Origin of the sequence: Streptomyces sp. NPDC058257 (genome assembly GCF_042881845.1) — a bacterium.
Taxonomy (GTDB): Bacteria; Actinomycetota; Actinomycetes; order Streptomycetales; family Streptomycetaceae; genus Streptomyces.
The window spans coordinates 1-14,375 of the sequence record NZ_JBHVXJ010000019.1 but is presented as its reverse complement, the minus strand read 5'-3'; the positions used below and the strand labels follow the sequence as shown (position 1 = coordinate 14,375).

The window sequence follows — 14,375 nt, the reverse complement described above, 5'->3', positions numbered from 1 at the left end:
GCGGGAACACTGGCGGCAGACCCGATAAGCCGCGCAGGTGACCGCGAGAGGAGACGCTCCATGAAGGCCGATCTCCGGGTGATGGAATCCCACCCCCAGACGACGGCGGCGCACGCGCCGGCCGCCGGTGCCCCGGCTCCACCGACCCCCGTCCCGGCGGACCGCTGGACCTGGCGCACCACCACCGGGCGGGCGCTCAGCGCGGTCACCGGAGCCGCCGCGTTCGGCACCGGGCTCGCGCTCGGCGGGGCGGTGGGATGGACCTTCTGGACCGCGCTCATCGCCCCTGACGTCGCCCTCTTCCACCGGGGCGCGACGCCGCCGGCGGGACCCGGCCGCCTCTCGCCCGACTCGGTCCGCTTCTACAACACCCTGCACGACCCGCGCCTGGCGGGCGCCGTCGTCGCGGCGGGTGTTCTCACGGCGAACCGGCCACTGCTGCTCGCGGGGCTCGGCTGGACCACACACATCGCGGTGGACCGTGCCTTCGGCTTCGGCTTCCGGCGCCCTGACGGTGCCATCCACTGACGGAACGGGGAGTCATGGACCATCTTCAAGAGCTCAAGGAATTCGCCAGCCTGCACGCCCGCGGCCAGGGCATGGCGCCCGGCCACGCCGCCGGGGTGCTGGCACGGATCGACAACGACACGGCGGGCGACCCGGCGTCCTGGGCCGCCGTGTGGACGGCGGAGGGCACGGCCGCGGCGGGCCGCGGCGACCTCCTGGACGCCTGCAGGCACTACGCCCTCGCCCGCTTCCCGTACCACGCGGACGACGACAGGGTCCTGGCCCAGCGGCTCTGCGTGGACACCTTCGACCGCTGGCGCAAGGGCCAACAGGGCATCGAACGCCTTGAGTTCAAGCACCCGGACGGTACGTTCAGCTGCTGGGCGTCCGGGCTCGACGCGCCACGCCCACGACCGCTCCTGGTGGTGATGGGCGGCATCGTCAGCGTGAAGGAGCAGTGGGCGCCGCTCCTGCCGGTGCTGCGCAAGCTGGGCTTCGCGACCGTCGTCACCGAGCTGCCCGGCGTCGGCGAGAACACCCTTCCCTACGCCCCCGACTCCTGGCGGATGCTGACGTTCCTGATGGATCGGCTCTCCGGCCGTGCGGCGGTGGACGACACCTCGATGCTCGCGCTCAGCTTCAGCGGCCATCTCGCGCTGCGTGCTGCCGCACGGGATCGCCGCGTGCGCCAGATCCTCACCGTGGGCGCCCCCGTGTCCGAGTTCTTCTGCGACCCGGAGTGGTGGCCGCGGGTGCCCGGCATCACCGCGGACACCCTGCGCCGCCTCACCGGCGTCGCCACCACCGCCGAACTCCGCGCCCTCCTGCCGCGGTTCGCGCTCACCCCGCAGGAGCTGCACGCCGTGCGGGTCCCCGTCCGGTACGTGGCGAGCAGCCGGGACGAGATCATCCCCGCCGGGGAACAGGACCTCCTGCGCCGGTTCGCCGAGGACGCCCGCTTCAAGGTCTTCGACGACGTGCACGGCTCTCCCGCACATCTGGGCGCGATGCGGCGCTGGCTGTTCTCCTCTCTGCTGCGCCGACGCCTCGCCGAGCGCGTCCGCGCCACCATCCGGCCCGGCCGGTCCGTCGGGTCCGCCCGGCCCGCCGGGTCCTCGCGATCCGACCGGCCCACCCGAGGAGGGGTCCCGTCATGACGGACTCGTCGAAGCCCTCGCGTACGTCCCGAACGGTCCGGCCCTGGCAGAGTCTCGCCTCGCTCGGCGTGACCGAAAGCGATCTGACCACCGTCCACCACCGGCCCGCCGCGGCCTTCCGGCCGCCCGGTGAGCGGCCGGGCGAGCGGCGTCACCGTGCCCCCGAGGGAGGCAGCACACCATGACCTCGCACAGCGGCTCCGAGCAGCGCGGCAACAGCTCGGCCATCCGGATGCGGTATCGCACTGTGCACGGCCACCGGCGGGCCTTCCGGATGGCCGGCAAGGGCCGGGCGATCCTGCTGATCCACGGCATCGGCGACTCCTCCGACACCTGGCGCGACATCATGCCGGGACTCGCGCGGAACTACCGGGTCCTGGCCCCGGACCTGCTCGGTCACGGCGCCTCCGACAAGCCCCGTGCCGACTACTCGCTGGCCGCGTACGCCAACGGGATGCGGGACCTGCTCGGCGTGCTCGGCATCGAACGGGTCACACTGGTGGGGCACTCGCTCGGCGGCGCGGTCGCCATGCAGTTCGCCTATCAGTTCCCCGAGCGGTGCGAGCGGCTCGTGCTCGTCGGCACCGGCGGGATCAGCCGCCAGGTGACGCCGCTGCTGCGCGCGGCGACGCTGCCCGGCGCCGAACTGCTCCTGATGGCCCTCGGTCTCCCGACGATGCGCACCCAACTCGGCATCGCGGTCAAGGCGTTGAGGCTCCTGGACACCGGCCTCGGGGTGGACGCACCCGACCTGCTGCGGGTGGTGGACGCGCTGCCCGACGGCACCTCGCGCAGCGCCTTCATCAGGACGCTGCGGGCCGTCGTCGACTGGCGCGGCCAGGTCGGCACGATGCTCGACCGCTGCTATCTGGCCGGGGGAATGCCCACGATGCTGGTGTGGGGAGGCCGCGACCAGGTGGTGCCCCCCACGCACGCCGGACTCGGCCACGTGGCCATGCCCGGCAGCCGCCTTGAGATCTTCGAGGAGGCAGGCCACTTCCCGTTCCGTACGGACCCGCAGCGCTTCGAGAACGTCCTGCGGGACTTCATCGCCACCACGGAACCGGCTCAGTACAGCGCCGAGCAGTGGCGACGGATGCTGCGCAGCCGCCACCCCTCGGTGCGCGGTACGCGGCAGCAGACCCCGGGCACCTTCCCGCGCTCCGCCTGACCGCACCTCCTCCGGCTGCCCTACAGCCCTACAGCCCAACAGCCCAACAGCCCAACAGCCCAACAGCCCCACTGCCTCACGCCGAGCGGCCCTTCCCCCCTGATCCATCGGGGTGAAGGGCCGCTCGCGTCGTACCGCGCAAGGGGGTCGATCAGCGCGTCAGTTGGGCTCCTTGACGGGCTCCGCCGAGACGACGGGGTGGTCGGCGGGCAGCGGCCCCGCGGCGCCGGCCCCGCCGCTCACCTCGCCCGAGGCGAAGATTTCCTGGTCGGCGGTGGCGTATCCGGCCCACTCGGACGGCATCGAGTCCTCGTAGAAGATGGCCTCGACCGGGCATACGGGTTCGCAGGCACCGCAGTCGACGCATTCATCGGGGTTGATGTACATCTTGCGGGGACCCTCGTAGATGCAGTCGACGGGGCATTCGTCGACGCAGGCCTTGTCCTTGAGATCGACGCAGGGCTGGGCGATGACGTAGGTCATGAGGATCGCTCCACGGTCCAGGTGTCGCCTCCGGCGAGGAGTGCGGCGAGGTCGCCTTTGCCGTTCTGTTCGATGGCGGTGTCGAGTTGGTCGGACATGAGGGTGTCGTAGACCGGGCGTTCGATGTTGCGGAAGACGCCGATGGGGGTGTGGTGCAGGGTGTCGGGGTCGGCGAGGCGGGAGAGTGCGAAGGCCTGGGTGGGTGAGGTGGAGTGTGCGTCGTGGATGAGGATCTGTGGCTCGGTCTCGGGGGTGACGGGGACGACTTTGAGGTCGCCGGTGGCCGGGTCGCGTACGACACCCTTGGAGCCGGAGCCGGAGCCGTTGTCCTGGGGTGCTCCGAAGCGGATGGGCTGGCCGTGTTCGAGGCGGATGACGGCTTCTTCGGCCTGTTGTTTGTCCTTGAGGACTTCGAAGGCGCCGTCGTTGAAGATGTTGCAGTTCTGGTAGATCTCCACCAGGGCGGTGCCGGGGTGTTCGGCGGCCTGGCGCAGCACGCTGGTGAGGTGTTTGCGGTCGGAGTCCACGGTCCGTGCCACGAACGACGCTTCGGCGCCGATGGCCAGGGAGACGGGGTTGAAGGGTGCGTCGAGGGAGCCCATCGGCGTCGACTTGGTGATCTTCCCGACTTCGGAGGTGGGGGAGTACTGGCCCTTGGTGAGGCCGTAGATCCGGTTGTTGAACAGGAGGATCTTCAGGTTCACGTTGCGGCGCAGGGCGTGGATGAGATGGTTGCCGCCGATGGACAGCGCGTCGCCGTCCCCGGTCACCACCCACACGGACAGGTCCTGCCTGGAAGAGGCGAGTCCGGTGGCGATGGCGGGGGCGCGGCCGTGGATGGAGTGCATCCCGTAGGTGTTCATGTAGTACGGGAAGCGGGAGCTGCAGCCGATGCCGGAGACGAAGACGATGTTCTCCCTGGCCAGGCCGAGTTCGGGCATGAAGCCCTGCACGGCCGCCAGCACGGCGTAGTCCCCGCAGCCGGGGCACCAGCGCACCTCCTGGTCGGACTTGAAGTCCTTTGCCGTCAGGGGTACTTCGGACCTGGGAATGAGAGTGAGTGCCTCAGTGGGCATGGAGGGCCTCCTGGAGTACGGCGGCGAGCTGCTCGGCCTTGAACGGCATCCCGTTGACCTGCGTGTGCGAGACCACGTCGGCCAGGTAGGTCCCGCGCAGGAGCAGGGCGAGCTGGCCGAGGTTCATCTCGGGGATCACCACGCGGTCGTAGGAACGCAGTACCTCGCCCAGATTTGCCGGGAAGGGGTTGAGGTGGCGCAGGTGGGCCTGGGCGATGGACTGTCCCTGGCGGCGCAGGCGCCGTACGGCCGCGGTGATGGGTCCGTACGTCGAGCCCCAGCCCAGGACGAGGAGCGTGGCGTCGCCGCCGGGGTCGTCGGCCTCCAGATCCGGCACGTCGATATTGTCGATCTTGGCCTGGCGGGTGCGGACCATGAAATCGTGGTTGGCCGGATCGTAGGAGATGTTGCCCGTACCGTCCTGCTTCTCGATCCCGCCGATCCGGTGCTCAAGACCCGGCGTACCGGGAATCGCCCAGGGGCGGGCCAGGGTCCGCGGATCACGCTTGTAGGGCCAGAACACCTCACTCCCGTCGTCCAGGACGTGGTTGGGCCCTTGCGGGAACTGCACCAGCATTTCGGGCAGTGCGTCGACCTGAGGTACGCGCCAGGGCTCGGAGCCGTTGGCCAGATAACCGTCGCTCAAAAGGAAGACGGGTGTGCGGTAGGTGACCGCGATGCGGGCCGCCTCGATCGCCGCGTCGAAGCAGTCGGCCGGGGTCTTCGGCGCCACGATCGGTACCGGCGCCTCACCGTTGCGCCCATACATCGCCTGCAGAAGATCCGCCTGCTCGGTCTTGGTCGGCAGCCCCGTGCTCGGCCCGCCGCGCTGGACGTCCACGATCAGCAGCGGCAGCTCCAGCGACACCGCGAGCCCGATCGTCTCCGACTTCAGCGCCACACCGGGCCCGGAGTTGGACGTGACGGCCAGCGAACCGCCGAACGCGGCGCCGAGGGCGGCGCCGATCGCGGCGATCTCGTCCTCGGCCTGGAAGGTGCGCACCCCGAAGTTCTTGTGCTTGCTCAGCTCGTGCAGGATGTCGGAGGCCGGAGTGATCGGATACGCACCCAGGAACAGGGGCAGCCCCGTCTGCCGACCGGCCGCGATCAACCCGTAGGACAGCGCGAGATTCCCGGAGATGTTGCGGTAGGTGCCGGCCGGGAACGCCTCGGTGGCCGGGGCGACCTCGTAGGAGACCGCGAAGTCCTCCGTCGTCTCACCGAAGTTCCAACCCGCCCTGAACGCCGTCACGTTCGCCTCGGCGATGTCCGGCTTCTTGGCGAACTTCGCCCGCAGGAACCTCTCCGTGCCCTCGGTCGGCCGGTGATACATCCACGACAGCAGCCCCAGCGCGAACATGTTCTTGCACCGGTCCGCGTCCTTGCGCGAAAGGCCGTGGGACTTCAGTGCCTCGACCGTGAGCGCCGTCAGCGGAACGGGATGCACCTGGTAGGCGTCAAGTGCGTTGCCCTCCAGGGGGTTTGAGGCGTAGCCGACCTTCTGCAGCGCCCGCGAGGTGAACTCGTCGGTGTTGACGATGATCTCCGCACCGCGCGGCACATCGTCGATGTTGGCCTTCAGGGCGGCCGGGTTCATCGCGACAAGGACGTTCGGGGCGTCGCCCGGCGTGAGGATGTCGTGATCGGCGAAATGCAGCTGGAAGCTGGAGACTCCGAGCAACGTGCCCGCGGGGGCCCGGATTTCGGCGGGGAAGTTCGGCAGCGTCGAGAGGTCGTTGCCGAAGGACGCCGTCTCGGAGGTGAACCGGTCGCCGGTGAGCTGCATGCCGTCACCCGAGTCACCCGCGAAGCGGATGATCACCCGGTCCAGACGGCGGACATCCTTGCTCCCGGAGTGTGGGGACTCGTTGCTCTCCACTGTATGAACGGCCACCGGCCGTCCCCCTTCCCGTAGACATGGATTAGACGTGGACGCAGTGGGCTGACTGTCGCGAACGGTAGGGAGGGGTCCTTGCGACCGGGCTAAGCGGCAAGCGGACGGGAGAAATCCGGGGGAGACCGGAACTTGCCGATCACCTATGAGATCTTCATGTGCGGGCTATGAAACCGTGGCTGTCTCCGCGCTGTCCGGCTGCCGGATACTCGGTGGCCGACCACCCATTGGAAGGGGGCTCGCCGTGCCGAATCCTGTCGGTAGGCAGCCGCTGCACCTGTGGTCGCTGAGCGAGGATGTCGTCGTGGAGACCACCGGTGACGCGGTGGTGCTCACGGGCCGGTTCGGCACGGAGGAGCTCATCGACCCCGATCCGATCGTCCGCGAGGCGCTGCGCCGCATGGAGCTGGGCCCTGTTCTGCCCGCCAACGCCAAGGCGAACCCGGAGGGCAGCGTCTACCTGCTGCTCCTGCCCACGCTGAGCCGGCTCTCCCACCTGACGGTGCGCACCCTGGGCCTCGACGACCTGAAGGGGCCTCTCCTCTCGGTGTCTCCCGAGTCCCGCCTCGCGACGTTCTCCCCCGACGAGCTCGAGGCCGAGGACGAGATCCGGCTGCCCCGGGACGTCAGGGTGACGCTGGACGCCGCGGGGGTCGCGCTCGAGTCGGCCGCCTCACTGCACAGGGTGGTGCTGCACCGCCCGGAGGCGGTCTGGGTGGTCGGCATGCTCGCCTGGCCCGTCACACCGGACGCCGCCACCGAGGCTCTGCCGCTGCACCCCGAAGTGACGGACGGCATCCTGCGCTACCTGGTGGCGGCGGGCATGGCCAAGCCGGTGCACCCACCGGCCTCCGGAGCGGATTCCTAGACCGGCACACTCGGTCCGGGCACACTCGGTCCGGGCACACTCCGTCCGGGCACACTCCGTCCGGGGACGCTCAGACCGGCGGTGCTCAGACCGGCGGCCTCAGTACAACCAGCCGGAATCGCGGGCGATGCGGATCGCGTCGACGCGGTTGCGGGCGTTGAGCTTGGAGACGACCGTCGTCAGGTAGTTGCGGACCGTGCCGGTCGTCAGATGCATCCGGGATGCGATCTCGGGTGCCTCCGCCCCCTGCGAGGCCAGCTTGAGCACCTCGTTCTCCCGCTCCGTCAGCGGGTTCTCGGCGCCGCCCCAGGCGGCAAGCGCCAGCTGCGCGTCGACGGCACGGTGGCCCGCGGCGACCCGCCGCACCGCTTCCGCCAACTCCTTGGGCGGGGCGTCCTTGAGGAGATAGCCCGACACATGCGCGGCGAGCGCCCGGCGCAGCGTGCCCGGTCGGCCGAGACTGGTGAGGATGAGCGTGCGGCACTCCGGCATCCGCTCCCGCAGATGGGTCGCGGCCGTCAGGCCGTCGAGGCCCGGCAGGTCGATGTCGATGACCGCCACGTCGGGTTTGGTCTCGAGGGCCATGGCGACGATCTGGTCCCCCCGCTCGACTTCGGCGACCACGTCGAGATCGGCCTCGAGATTGAGCAGCGCGACCAGCGCGCCGCGGACCATGTGCATGTCCTCAGCCAGCAGTATCCGAATCACGGCCCCCCCCGTAATCAGCGAATTCCGGCCGGATTCTATCAACTGGGCGGTCAGAACCGACTATGCGGTGGAGCCCTGCGCGTTCAACGGCCGGGAAAGGTGTCCTGTCGGGCTGTCCTGTCGGGTTGTCCTGTCGTGTCCCGTCGTGTCCTGTCGTGCTAATTCTGCCCGGCCGGGACCACGACCAGCAGGCGGAACCGGCTGCCGTCGACCCGCCCGGCCTTCACCTCTCCACCGATCGCCCGCACCCTCGTCTCCAGGTTCATCAGGCCGCTGCCACCGTGCGGAGAGTGCTCGTGATGATCCGGGTCGGCCCCGTCGTTGGCGACCAACAGCTGGACACTGCCGTCCAGTTGAACTGCTTCGATGCTGCAGTTGTCCGCCTTGCTGTGCCTCAGTACGTTCGTCACCGCTTCCCTGAGGACCGCCGCGAGGACCGAGGACGTCTGTGTACCGACGCTGCCGAGCGAGACCCGTACGTTCGTCCCGATGTCGGCCGCGTTCAGCACCGAGCGGGCCGAACTGATCTCCTGTTCAAGGGACATGTCCTGAAACCCCCGGGCCACTCGGCGCACATCGGCCAGCGCGTCGCGCGCCACGGACAGGACATCCTGGACTTCTTCTCTGGCGCGCTGCGGATGCTGCGGTATGAGCCGGTGGATGAGCTCGCTCTTCAGCGTGATGGCGGAGAGACTGAAGCCGAGCAGGTCGTGCAAGTCCCGTGCGAAGCGCAGCCGTTCCTCGGTCACGGCCATGTGGGTCAGCTCGTCGCGGGCCATGTGCACCTCCTTGACCAGCTCGCTCAGCCGGGAGAGCCCGTACGTGACCAGGCCGGTCAGCAGCGTCGACTGGCAGAGGTACACGACGACGAGCACCGACCGGCCTTCCAGGGCGGCGGGCAGCGAGAGGCTCGCCCCGACCACCGCGTAGAGACTCCAGGCGATGCGGGACGGCAGCAGGAGCAGCAGCGACCCGGCGAGGAACCCCGCCATGGCGCCCCATTCGGCGCTGAAGATGAACAAGGGCAGGTAGGTGAGGAGCGCCTGCACGGTCAGGGTGAGGCAGCGCTGCCACAGCGGCGCCCGGTTGGCACCGGGCGCCGAGTGTCTGAACTGCAGGGCGAGAATGGCCGCGAGCGACACCAGGGCGACGCCCTCCTGTGGCCCCGGCATGTCCGCGCCCAGGATGTTGAGCATGGTGACGACGGTGTAGCTGAGCAGTGCCATCACCAGGATGACGTGGGCCACCCGGGGGGCCGGCAGATCCCGGCTGTGTTTCTCCGGCCGTGGCGACCGGCTCTCCGGCGGTGGTGACCCGGCCCCGGTCCCGGGCAGTGGTGACCCGGCCCCGGTCCCGGGCAGTGGTGACCCGGCCCCGGCCCCGGGCACCCCATCGCCCCTCTCGCGCTCACCGTTGCTTCTGTCAGCGATGTCGAACCGATCCTGGTTGACCACCGTTCGCGACCTCTTCTCGCAACTGTGCGCGTCTGTCTGCGGATGATATGTGAAGGCCATGACAACCGCGTAAGAGTTCGCATGAGTACTCAAAAGTCGCTTTTCAAGGCAGCGTTCGCTGGCCGGAGTTCCGGTACAAGTGCCTGGTCAGACGAAGAGCGGAACGGGATTCAACTCTTCGTACGCGGTCGGTGAGTCGAGCCGGCCCAGGGCCACGGGTGCGTCGAAGAGCCGTCCGGGGGCGAACCGTGCCCAGAAATGACGCATGCCCGGTACCACTACCTTCACGACCGGAACTTCAAGGTCCGGTCTGCTCTGGTCGAGCACGAGGAGCTCCATCCCCCGGTCCCGCACCAGTGCGGTGATGGCGGTCACGTCGTCGAGGAGATCGGTGCGGTGGACGTAACTCCAGTGCTCCGGGGCGCGCGCGGGCAGCCGCCGATCGGGCCGCAGATAGGGCTGGTTGGCGATCGTGGCCCGGCGCCACCAGCCGAGCGGCTCGGGATCCGTGAGCGCGTAGCCGGTGCCGTCCGCCCGTGCGTCGCACACGGTGGGCAGCAGCTGGCCGAGCTCCGACAGGGCCCGGCGCATCGCCACCCGCGGGTCGAAGTGCGCCCCGAACCCGAAGATCACGTCCTCGGCGGGCTTGTCGGTGCGCCGGGACAGGGCGGCGAAGACCGGGATGCCGAGGTCCGACGTGAGGTCGAGCACCCAGAGCTCGCGGCGCAGGCCGGCGCAGGCCGTGCGGATCCGATCGGCGTACGGCTCGGTGAACGCGTCGATGTCGACCGCCGGTTGGCGGGTGCGGTTGTACCACCACAGGGCCACCGCGTCCCGCTCGACCAGCTCCAAGAAGCCCTGGATCAGGGCGTCTTCGCGGCTGCTGCCCGCCGCGTTGCCGTTGGAATCGGCGTACAGGCCGTCCGAAGTCGGCTCGCCATGGGTGAAGTAGAGCATCGAGGTGGGCAGCAGGCGGCGGGTGCCGGAGGTCAGCGACCACACGGGTGTCCACTCCGTCGGCCGGTCCTCGGCGAAGGGCCGCGGCACGTACTGGAAGCTGGAGAACCGGGCGTTCCAGCGCTCCCGGTCGCGGAACTGCCGCTCGTCGTAGAGCTGGCAGGCGTACGGGTGCACGGCTTCGGAGCCGAGGCCGCGGTAGGTGTCGCGCACCACGGGCTCATCGCCGTGCCGGGTTCCGCTGTAGCGCTCCACGGCCTCACACAGGGCGCTGACCCGCGCTTCCGTCTCGGTGAGCCCTTTCCCGCCGCTCAGTGCGCGCAGCCCGGCCCGCAGTCCGCCGAGCGTGTGTGCGCTCATGGCCAGATTGGGCCCGGATATGCAGGAGTTGAGCCCCTCCGGGGTGCGTGGCGCGCGGCGGATCTCTTTGATGATGCCGGTCACCGGGTCGATGAGGTGGCTGTGCCTGGCCAGCATCTGCTCGGGGGTCAGCGCGCGGTGCCCGCCGCCCGCCGCCGATGGGGCTTTGGGGCGCGGGGCGGGGACGAAGGGCCGTTCGACCCACGCGGCCACGGTGCCGGGGTCGCCGCAGACGGGGCACTGCGTACGCCGGTCCACCCGGTGGGTGCGGCCCCGCATCCGGAGGGTGTCCCAGGTGTGGAGCTGCCCCTGGGAGTCGTCCCGGACCCCGGCGAGCCACTTCGCCGCCTCCAGGACGGCCAGGTTCAGGGCGATGGAGCGGCCCGCGGTGAGCGAGGCGGCGGGCCTGGTCGGCGGTCCGTCGATGCCGAGCGCGCGCCGCACCGGGCCCTCGGCGCGCCGGTGCCCGGAGAGCCGGGACCCCAGGCAGGTCCAGCAGGGCCCGCCGTCCGGCCGGAAGACCGGGCCGACCCAGGGCTCCGCGCCACAGATCCGGGCGATCAGCCACGGTGTGCCCTGCGCGCGGTGCGCGGTGTCCAGGTCGCGCAGCCGCGGCGCGAGGTAGTCGTCGCACAGGACCAGAGTGAGGTCGGCGGCGCCCCCCTCGGGGGCGAGGGCGAGTCCGGAGGCCCGGCAGGCCGTGCGGACCGCTTCTGGATCGATGTCGTCGAGCACTTCAAGACGGAGCGACGCGCTCCGCAGCCGGGCGGCCGCCGCCCCGCCGTCGAGTCCGGCCAGATCCCAGTAGGCCTCGGCCGCCGCGCTCACCGTGCCGTCCGCCGGAGCGGACGGCACGGTGAGCGGGTGGAGGCGCAGCAGCCCGGCCGTCGTGAGGTCGTCGAGCGACCGCAGGACGGACTCGGAGTCGAGTCCCGGTGCGGCGTCGCGCAGGACGCCTGCCAGATCGCGGGTGCCGTCGAGCAACGGCACCAGAAGCTCGGCGTGTTCGCCGCGCAGAGCGGTCACACCGAGCCGCGACACCAGATATGTGGCTTCTCCCGGTACGACGACCGGGCGCAGATGAAGCTTGAATCCGACGCCCGTCCGGTCGCTCCCCAGCGACGGACGGGCCTTCCACCCCCCGGTGAGATTCATGCCGTGAGCCACCCGCGCACTTCCGGGTGACGGTTCTCGGCCGGCTCGGTGCCGGGCGCCTGGGGAGCGGGGGTCTTCGGAGCGGGCGGTTCGGCGATGGTGCAGATGGAGGCCAGGGCGACGCCCGGACCCAGCGCGTCGCTCAGGTTCTCGATCACCAGGCGCGGACGCTGCGGCCTGGTGCACGGGGCGGCGTGCTGCTGTACGGGCTCGAAACGGTGCTGCATGACAAGGGTCATGAACGTATTGCCCTTTCGTGCCGATCCGGACTTGCTCTGTGGCACGTCATACTCGTGTGCGAAAGAGGCCGGAAACAGTGGCCCCCTCACGGCTGAGGTGTGAAGTTCTCACAGTGAGATTCTGGCCAGCACGTGGCGCTAAATACCCCTTGTCAGGGACCCGACCGTACGAGTGTCAGGGACCCGACCGTACGAGTGTCAGGGACCCGACCGTACGAGTGTCAGGAATTCGACCGCACAAGCGCGAAGACCGCGCCCTCCGGGTCGGCGACCGTGGCCACCCGCCCATGGATGCCCGCCCGAGCGGCCTCGATGACGTGCCCGCCGAGTTCCGTGACCCGCTTCACCGAGGCGTCCACGTCGACGACTTCGAAGTACGTCATCCAGTGCGGCCCCCGGTCCCGCGGCAGGTCCTGACCCACGCCGTGCACCGCGGCCACCGGTCGGCCGTCGACCTGGAACGTGACGTAGTCGGTCTCGGTCTCGGACTCGGACGGGACGACCGCCTCTTCGGTGTACCCGAAGACCGCTTCGTAGAACTTGACGACGTCCGCCGTCTCCGTCGTCACCAGTTCGTTCCAGGCGGGCGCTCCGGCCTGCCCGACCAGCTCGCCGCCCAGGTGCTCCGCCGCCTGCCAGATGCCGAAGACCGCGCCCGCGGGGTCCACCCCGATGGCGAGACGTCCGGCCGTACCCGCGTCCAGCGGGCCGACGCCGATCGTGCCGCAGCAGTGCCGCACGGCATCGGCGGTCGCGTTCACGTCCTCCGACGCCAGGTAAGGCGTCCAGGCGATCGGCAGGTGGTGGTCGGGAGGCAGCTGGCCGATCCCGGCGACCTCGTGACCGTCGAGCAGTGCCCGTACGTAGGGCCCGAGCTGCTCCGGGCCGGGCCGGAACTCCCAGCCGAACAAAGCTCCGTAGAACTCCTGGGTCGTGGCCAGGCCATGCGCCATCAGGCTCACCCAGGTGGGTGTGCCGGGCGCGCGGCCGACGGCCTCCGAGCCGTCATGCCGGCCCGTCGACCCCCGTACCTCCGTCATCGTTACTCTCTCCTCGGCCCGTCGTGGTGGCCGCTCGGCTCCGCTTTCGAACGCGCGTACCCATGTCGCGCGTCTGCCCGCCCGTGCAGATGCTTGCACCACCTGCGGCACCGCGCGCCCTGGCCGCGCCGCGTGGCCCGGCTCCGCTCAGAGGATGCCCGGTTTGCCGTTTCTCATCCGTTAACGCGCGATTGCTCGGTGATGTCGTCATGAAGTGCGTGGTGTCATCAACAAGTACACGGTGTGCCCGACCGTGTACGCAATGGGTTCGGCGGTCTCCGGCGGAGCAGGCTAGCCGGACCTGACCGAGGCGGCCACCTCGTACGCAAGGATGGGCCCATGAATGCCATCATCTCCGCATCCGAACTCGCGAGCGACTTGGCGGGCGAGAACCCGCCGGTACTCCTGGACATCCGCTGGCAGCTGAGCATCGCGAAGGCGGCGGGCGCCCCCGCCTTCGACGGGCGGGCCGAGTACGAGAAGGGCCACATCCCGGGCGCCGTCTTCGTCGACCTGGACGCCGATCTCGCGGGTGAGGCGGGCTCGGCCGGACGGCATCCCCTGCCGGACGTGAAGCGCTTCGGAGCGGTGATGCGGGCGGCCGGGGTCCGTGCGGACCGGGACGTGGTCGTGTACGACGGCGGGCAGGGCTGGGCCGCCGCACGCGCCTGGTGGCTGCTGCGCTGGACGGGGCATTCCTCGGTGCGCGTGCTCGACGGCGGGCTCTCGGCGTGGAGCGGTCCGCTGGAGGCGGGGGACGAGCACCCGGCGACCGAGGGTTCGTTCGTCCCCGAGACGAACACCAAGGACCTCCTCGACGCGGACGCCGCGGCTGCCCTTGCCCGCTCCGGGCTGCTTCTGGACGCCCGCGCGGCCGAGCGCTACCGCGGTGACGTCGAGCCGATCGACCGCGTCGGCGGCCACATCCCGGGCGCGGTCTCCGCGCCGACCACGGAGAACGTCACGGCGGACGGCACCTTCCGCCCTGCCGCCGAGCTCGCGGACCGCTTCAACTCCCTGGGCGCGTCCGACACGTCCGAGGTCGGCGTCTACTGCGGCTCCGGTGTGTCCGGGGCCCACGAGGTGCTCGCGCTCGCGGTGGCGGGGATCCCGGCGTCGCTGTACGTCGGCTCGTGGTCCCAGTGGTCGTCGGACGAGTCACGTCCGGTGGCCAAGGGCCCGGACCCGCAGTAGCGGGCGGCATACGCGTCGTGGGGGGCCCCCCCCCCCCCCGGGCGGGGCCCCCCGCCCGGTGCCCCGCGGGGGGTTTTACAAAAAAACACCCCCCCCAACAGAAAAAAAAAGG

14 protein-coding genes are annotated in these 14,375 nt (G+C 70.3%); 6 read left to right on the top strand and 8 right to left on the bottom strand.

The window, feature by feature from the left end; translation table 11 throughout:
• The first annotated feature begins 60 nt into the window (after nucleotides 1-60).
• From ACFVXC_RS32970 to ACFVXC_RS32955, 4 genes are read left to right on the top strand one after another with little or no spacing between them, the layout of a single operon-like run.
• Nucleotides 61-528, top strand: a complete 468-nt coding sequence (locus ACFVXC_RS32970; protein WP_389912877.1) for a DUF4260 family protein — start codon at nucleotides 61-63, stop codon at nucleotides 526-528.
• A 14-nt stretch (nucleotides 529-542) separates the two neighbouring features.
• The gene (locus ACFVXC_RS32965; RefSeq protein WP_389912874.1) at nucleotides 543-1,664 is read left to right on the top strand and encodes an alpha/beta hydrolase; all 1,122 of its coding nucleotides are present in this window, start codon (nucleotides 543-545) and stop codon (nucleotides 1,662-1,664) included.
• The gene (locus ACFVXC_RS32960) at nucleotides 1,661-1,849 is read left to right on the top strand and encodes a hypothetical protein (protein ID WP_389912871.1); all 189 of its coding nucleotides are present in this window, start codon (nucleotides 1,661-1,663) and stop codon (nucleotides 1,847-1,849) included. The genes ACFVXC_RS32965 and ACFVXC_RS32960 overlap by 4 nt, the downstream gene beginning before the upstream one ends.
• A complete protein-coding gene (locus ACFVXC_RS32955) occupies nucleotides 1,846-2,835 on the top strand; it encodes an alpha/beta fold hydrolase (protein ID WP_389912869.1) in 990 nt (329 codons plus the stop codon). The genes ACFVXC_RS32960 and ACFVXC_RS32955 overlap by 4 nt, the downstream gene beginning before the upstream one ends.
• Before the next feature lie 159 nt (nucleotides 2,836-2,994).
• On the opposite strand, the gene fdxA is transcribed toward ACFVXC_RS32955, so the two are convergent.
• From fdxA to ACFVXC_RS32940, 3 genes are read right to left on the bottom strand one after another with little or no spacing between them, the layout of a single operon-like run.
• Nucleotides 2,995-3,318 (bottom strand): ferredoxin, encoded by a 324-nt coding sequence (fdxA, locus tag ACFVXC_RS32950; RefSeq protein ID WP_389912866.1) that lies wholly within the window; start codon nucleotides 3,316-3,318, stop codon nucleotides 2,995-2,997.
• Nucleotides 3,315-4,394, bottom strand: coding sequence for a 2-oxoacid:ferredoxin oxidoreductase subunit beta (locus tag ACFVXC_RS32945; protein ID WP_389912863.1), 1,080 nt, complete (start codon nucleotides 4,392-4,394; stop codon nucleotides 3,315-3,317). Before ACFVXC_RS32945 ends, fdxA begins: the two co-directional genes overlap by 4 nt.
• Complete coding sequence (locus ACFVXC_RS32940; protein ID WP_389912860.1) at nucleotides 4,384-6,288, bottom strand: 2-oxoacid:acceptor oxidoreductase subunit alpha; 1,905 nt, start codon at nucleotides 6,286-6,288, stop codon at nucleotides 4,384-4,386. Before ACFVXC_RS32940 ends, ACFVXC_RS32945 begins: the two co-directional genes overlap by 11 nt.
• Nucleotides 6,289-6,532: 244 nt before the next feature.
• Here ACFVXC_RS32940 and ACFVXC_RS32935 point away from each other — a divergent pair, with 244 nt between their 5' ends.
• On the top strand, nucleotides 6,533-7,156 hold the full coding sequence (locus ACFVXC_RS32935) for an NADH oxidase (protein ID WP_389912858.1): 624 nt from the start codon (nucleotides 6,533-6,535) through the stop codon (nucleotides 7,154-7,156).
• A gap of 99 nt (nucleotides 7,157-7,255) precedes the next feature.
• Here ACFVXC_RS32935 and ACFVXC_RS32930 read toward each other — a convergent pair whose 3' ends face one another.
• The 5 genes from ACFVXC_RS32930 to ACFVXC_RS32910 all read right to left on the bottom strand — a co-directional run bounded on the left by ACFVXC_RS32930 (nucleotide 7,256) and on the right by ACFVXC_RS32910 (nucleotide 13,069).
• Nucleotides 7,256-7,864, bottom strand: a complete 609-nt coding sequence (locus ACFVXC_RS32930; RefSeq protein WP_389912856.1) for a DNA-binding response regulator — start codon at nucleotides 7,862-7,864, stop codon at nucleotides 7,256-7,258.
• Nucleotides 7,865-8,022: 158 nt separating this feature from the next.
• Nucleotides 8,023-9,090 (bottom strand): sensor histidine kinase, encoded by a 1,068-nt coding sequence (locus ACFVXC_RS32925; protein WP_389912853.1) that lies wholly within the window; start codon nucleotides 9,088-9,090, stop codon nucleotides 8,023-8,025.
• 375 nt (nucleotides 9,091-9,465) lie between these two features.
• On the bottom strand, nucleotides 9,466-11,790 hold the full coding sequence (locus ACFVXC_RS32920) for a TOMM precursor leader peptide-binding protein (protein ID WP_389912851.1): 2,325 nt from the start codon (nucleotides 11,788-11,790) through the stop codon (nucleotides 9,466-9,468).
• Complete coding sequence (locus tag ACFVXC_RS32915) at nucleotides 11,787-12,029, bottom strand: hypothetical protein (RefSeq protein WP_389912848.1); 243 nt, start codon at nucleotides 12,027-12,029, stop codon at nucleotides 11,787-11,789. Before ACFVXC_RS32915 ends, ACFVXC_RS32920 begins: the two co-directional genes overlap by 4 nt.
• A gap of 221 nt (nucleotides 12,030-12,250) precedes the next feature.
• Nucleotides 12,251-13,069, bottom strand: coding sequence for a VOC family protein (locus ACFVXC_RS32910; RefSeq protein ID WP_389912845.1), 819 nt, complete (start codon nucleotides 13,067-13,069; stop codon nucleotides 12,251-12,253).
• A 339-nt stretch (nucleotides 13,070-13,408) separates the two neighbouring features.
• Here ACFVXC_RS32910 and ACFVXC_RS32905 point away from each other — a divergent pair, with 339 nt between their 5' ends.
• Nucleotides 13,409-14,263 carry a sulfurtransferase gene (locus ACFVXC_RS32905; RefSeq protein WP_389912842.1) on the top strand — a complete coding sequence of 285 codons (855 nt, stop codon included), beginning with the start codon at nucleotides 13,409-13,411 and terminating at the stop codon, nucleotides 14,261-14,263.
• The last annotated feature ends 112 nt before the right edge of the window (nucleotides 14,264-14,375 follow it).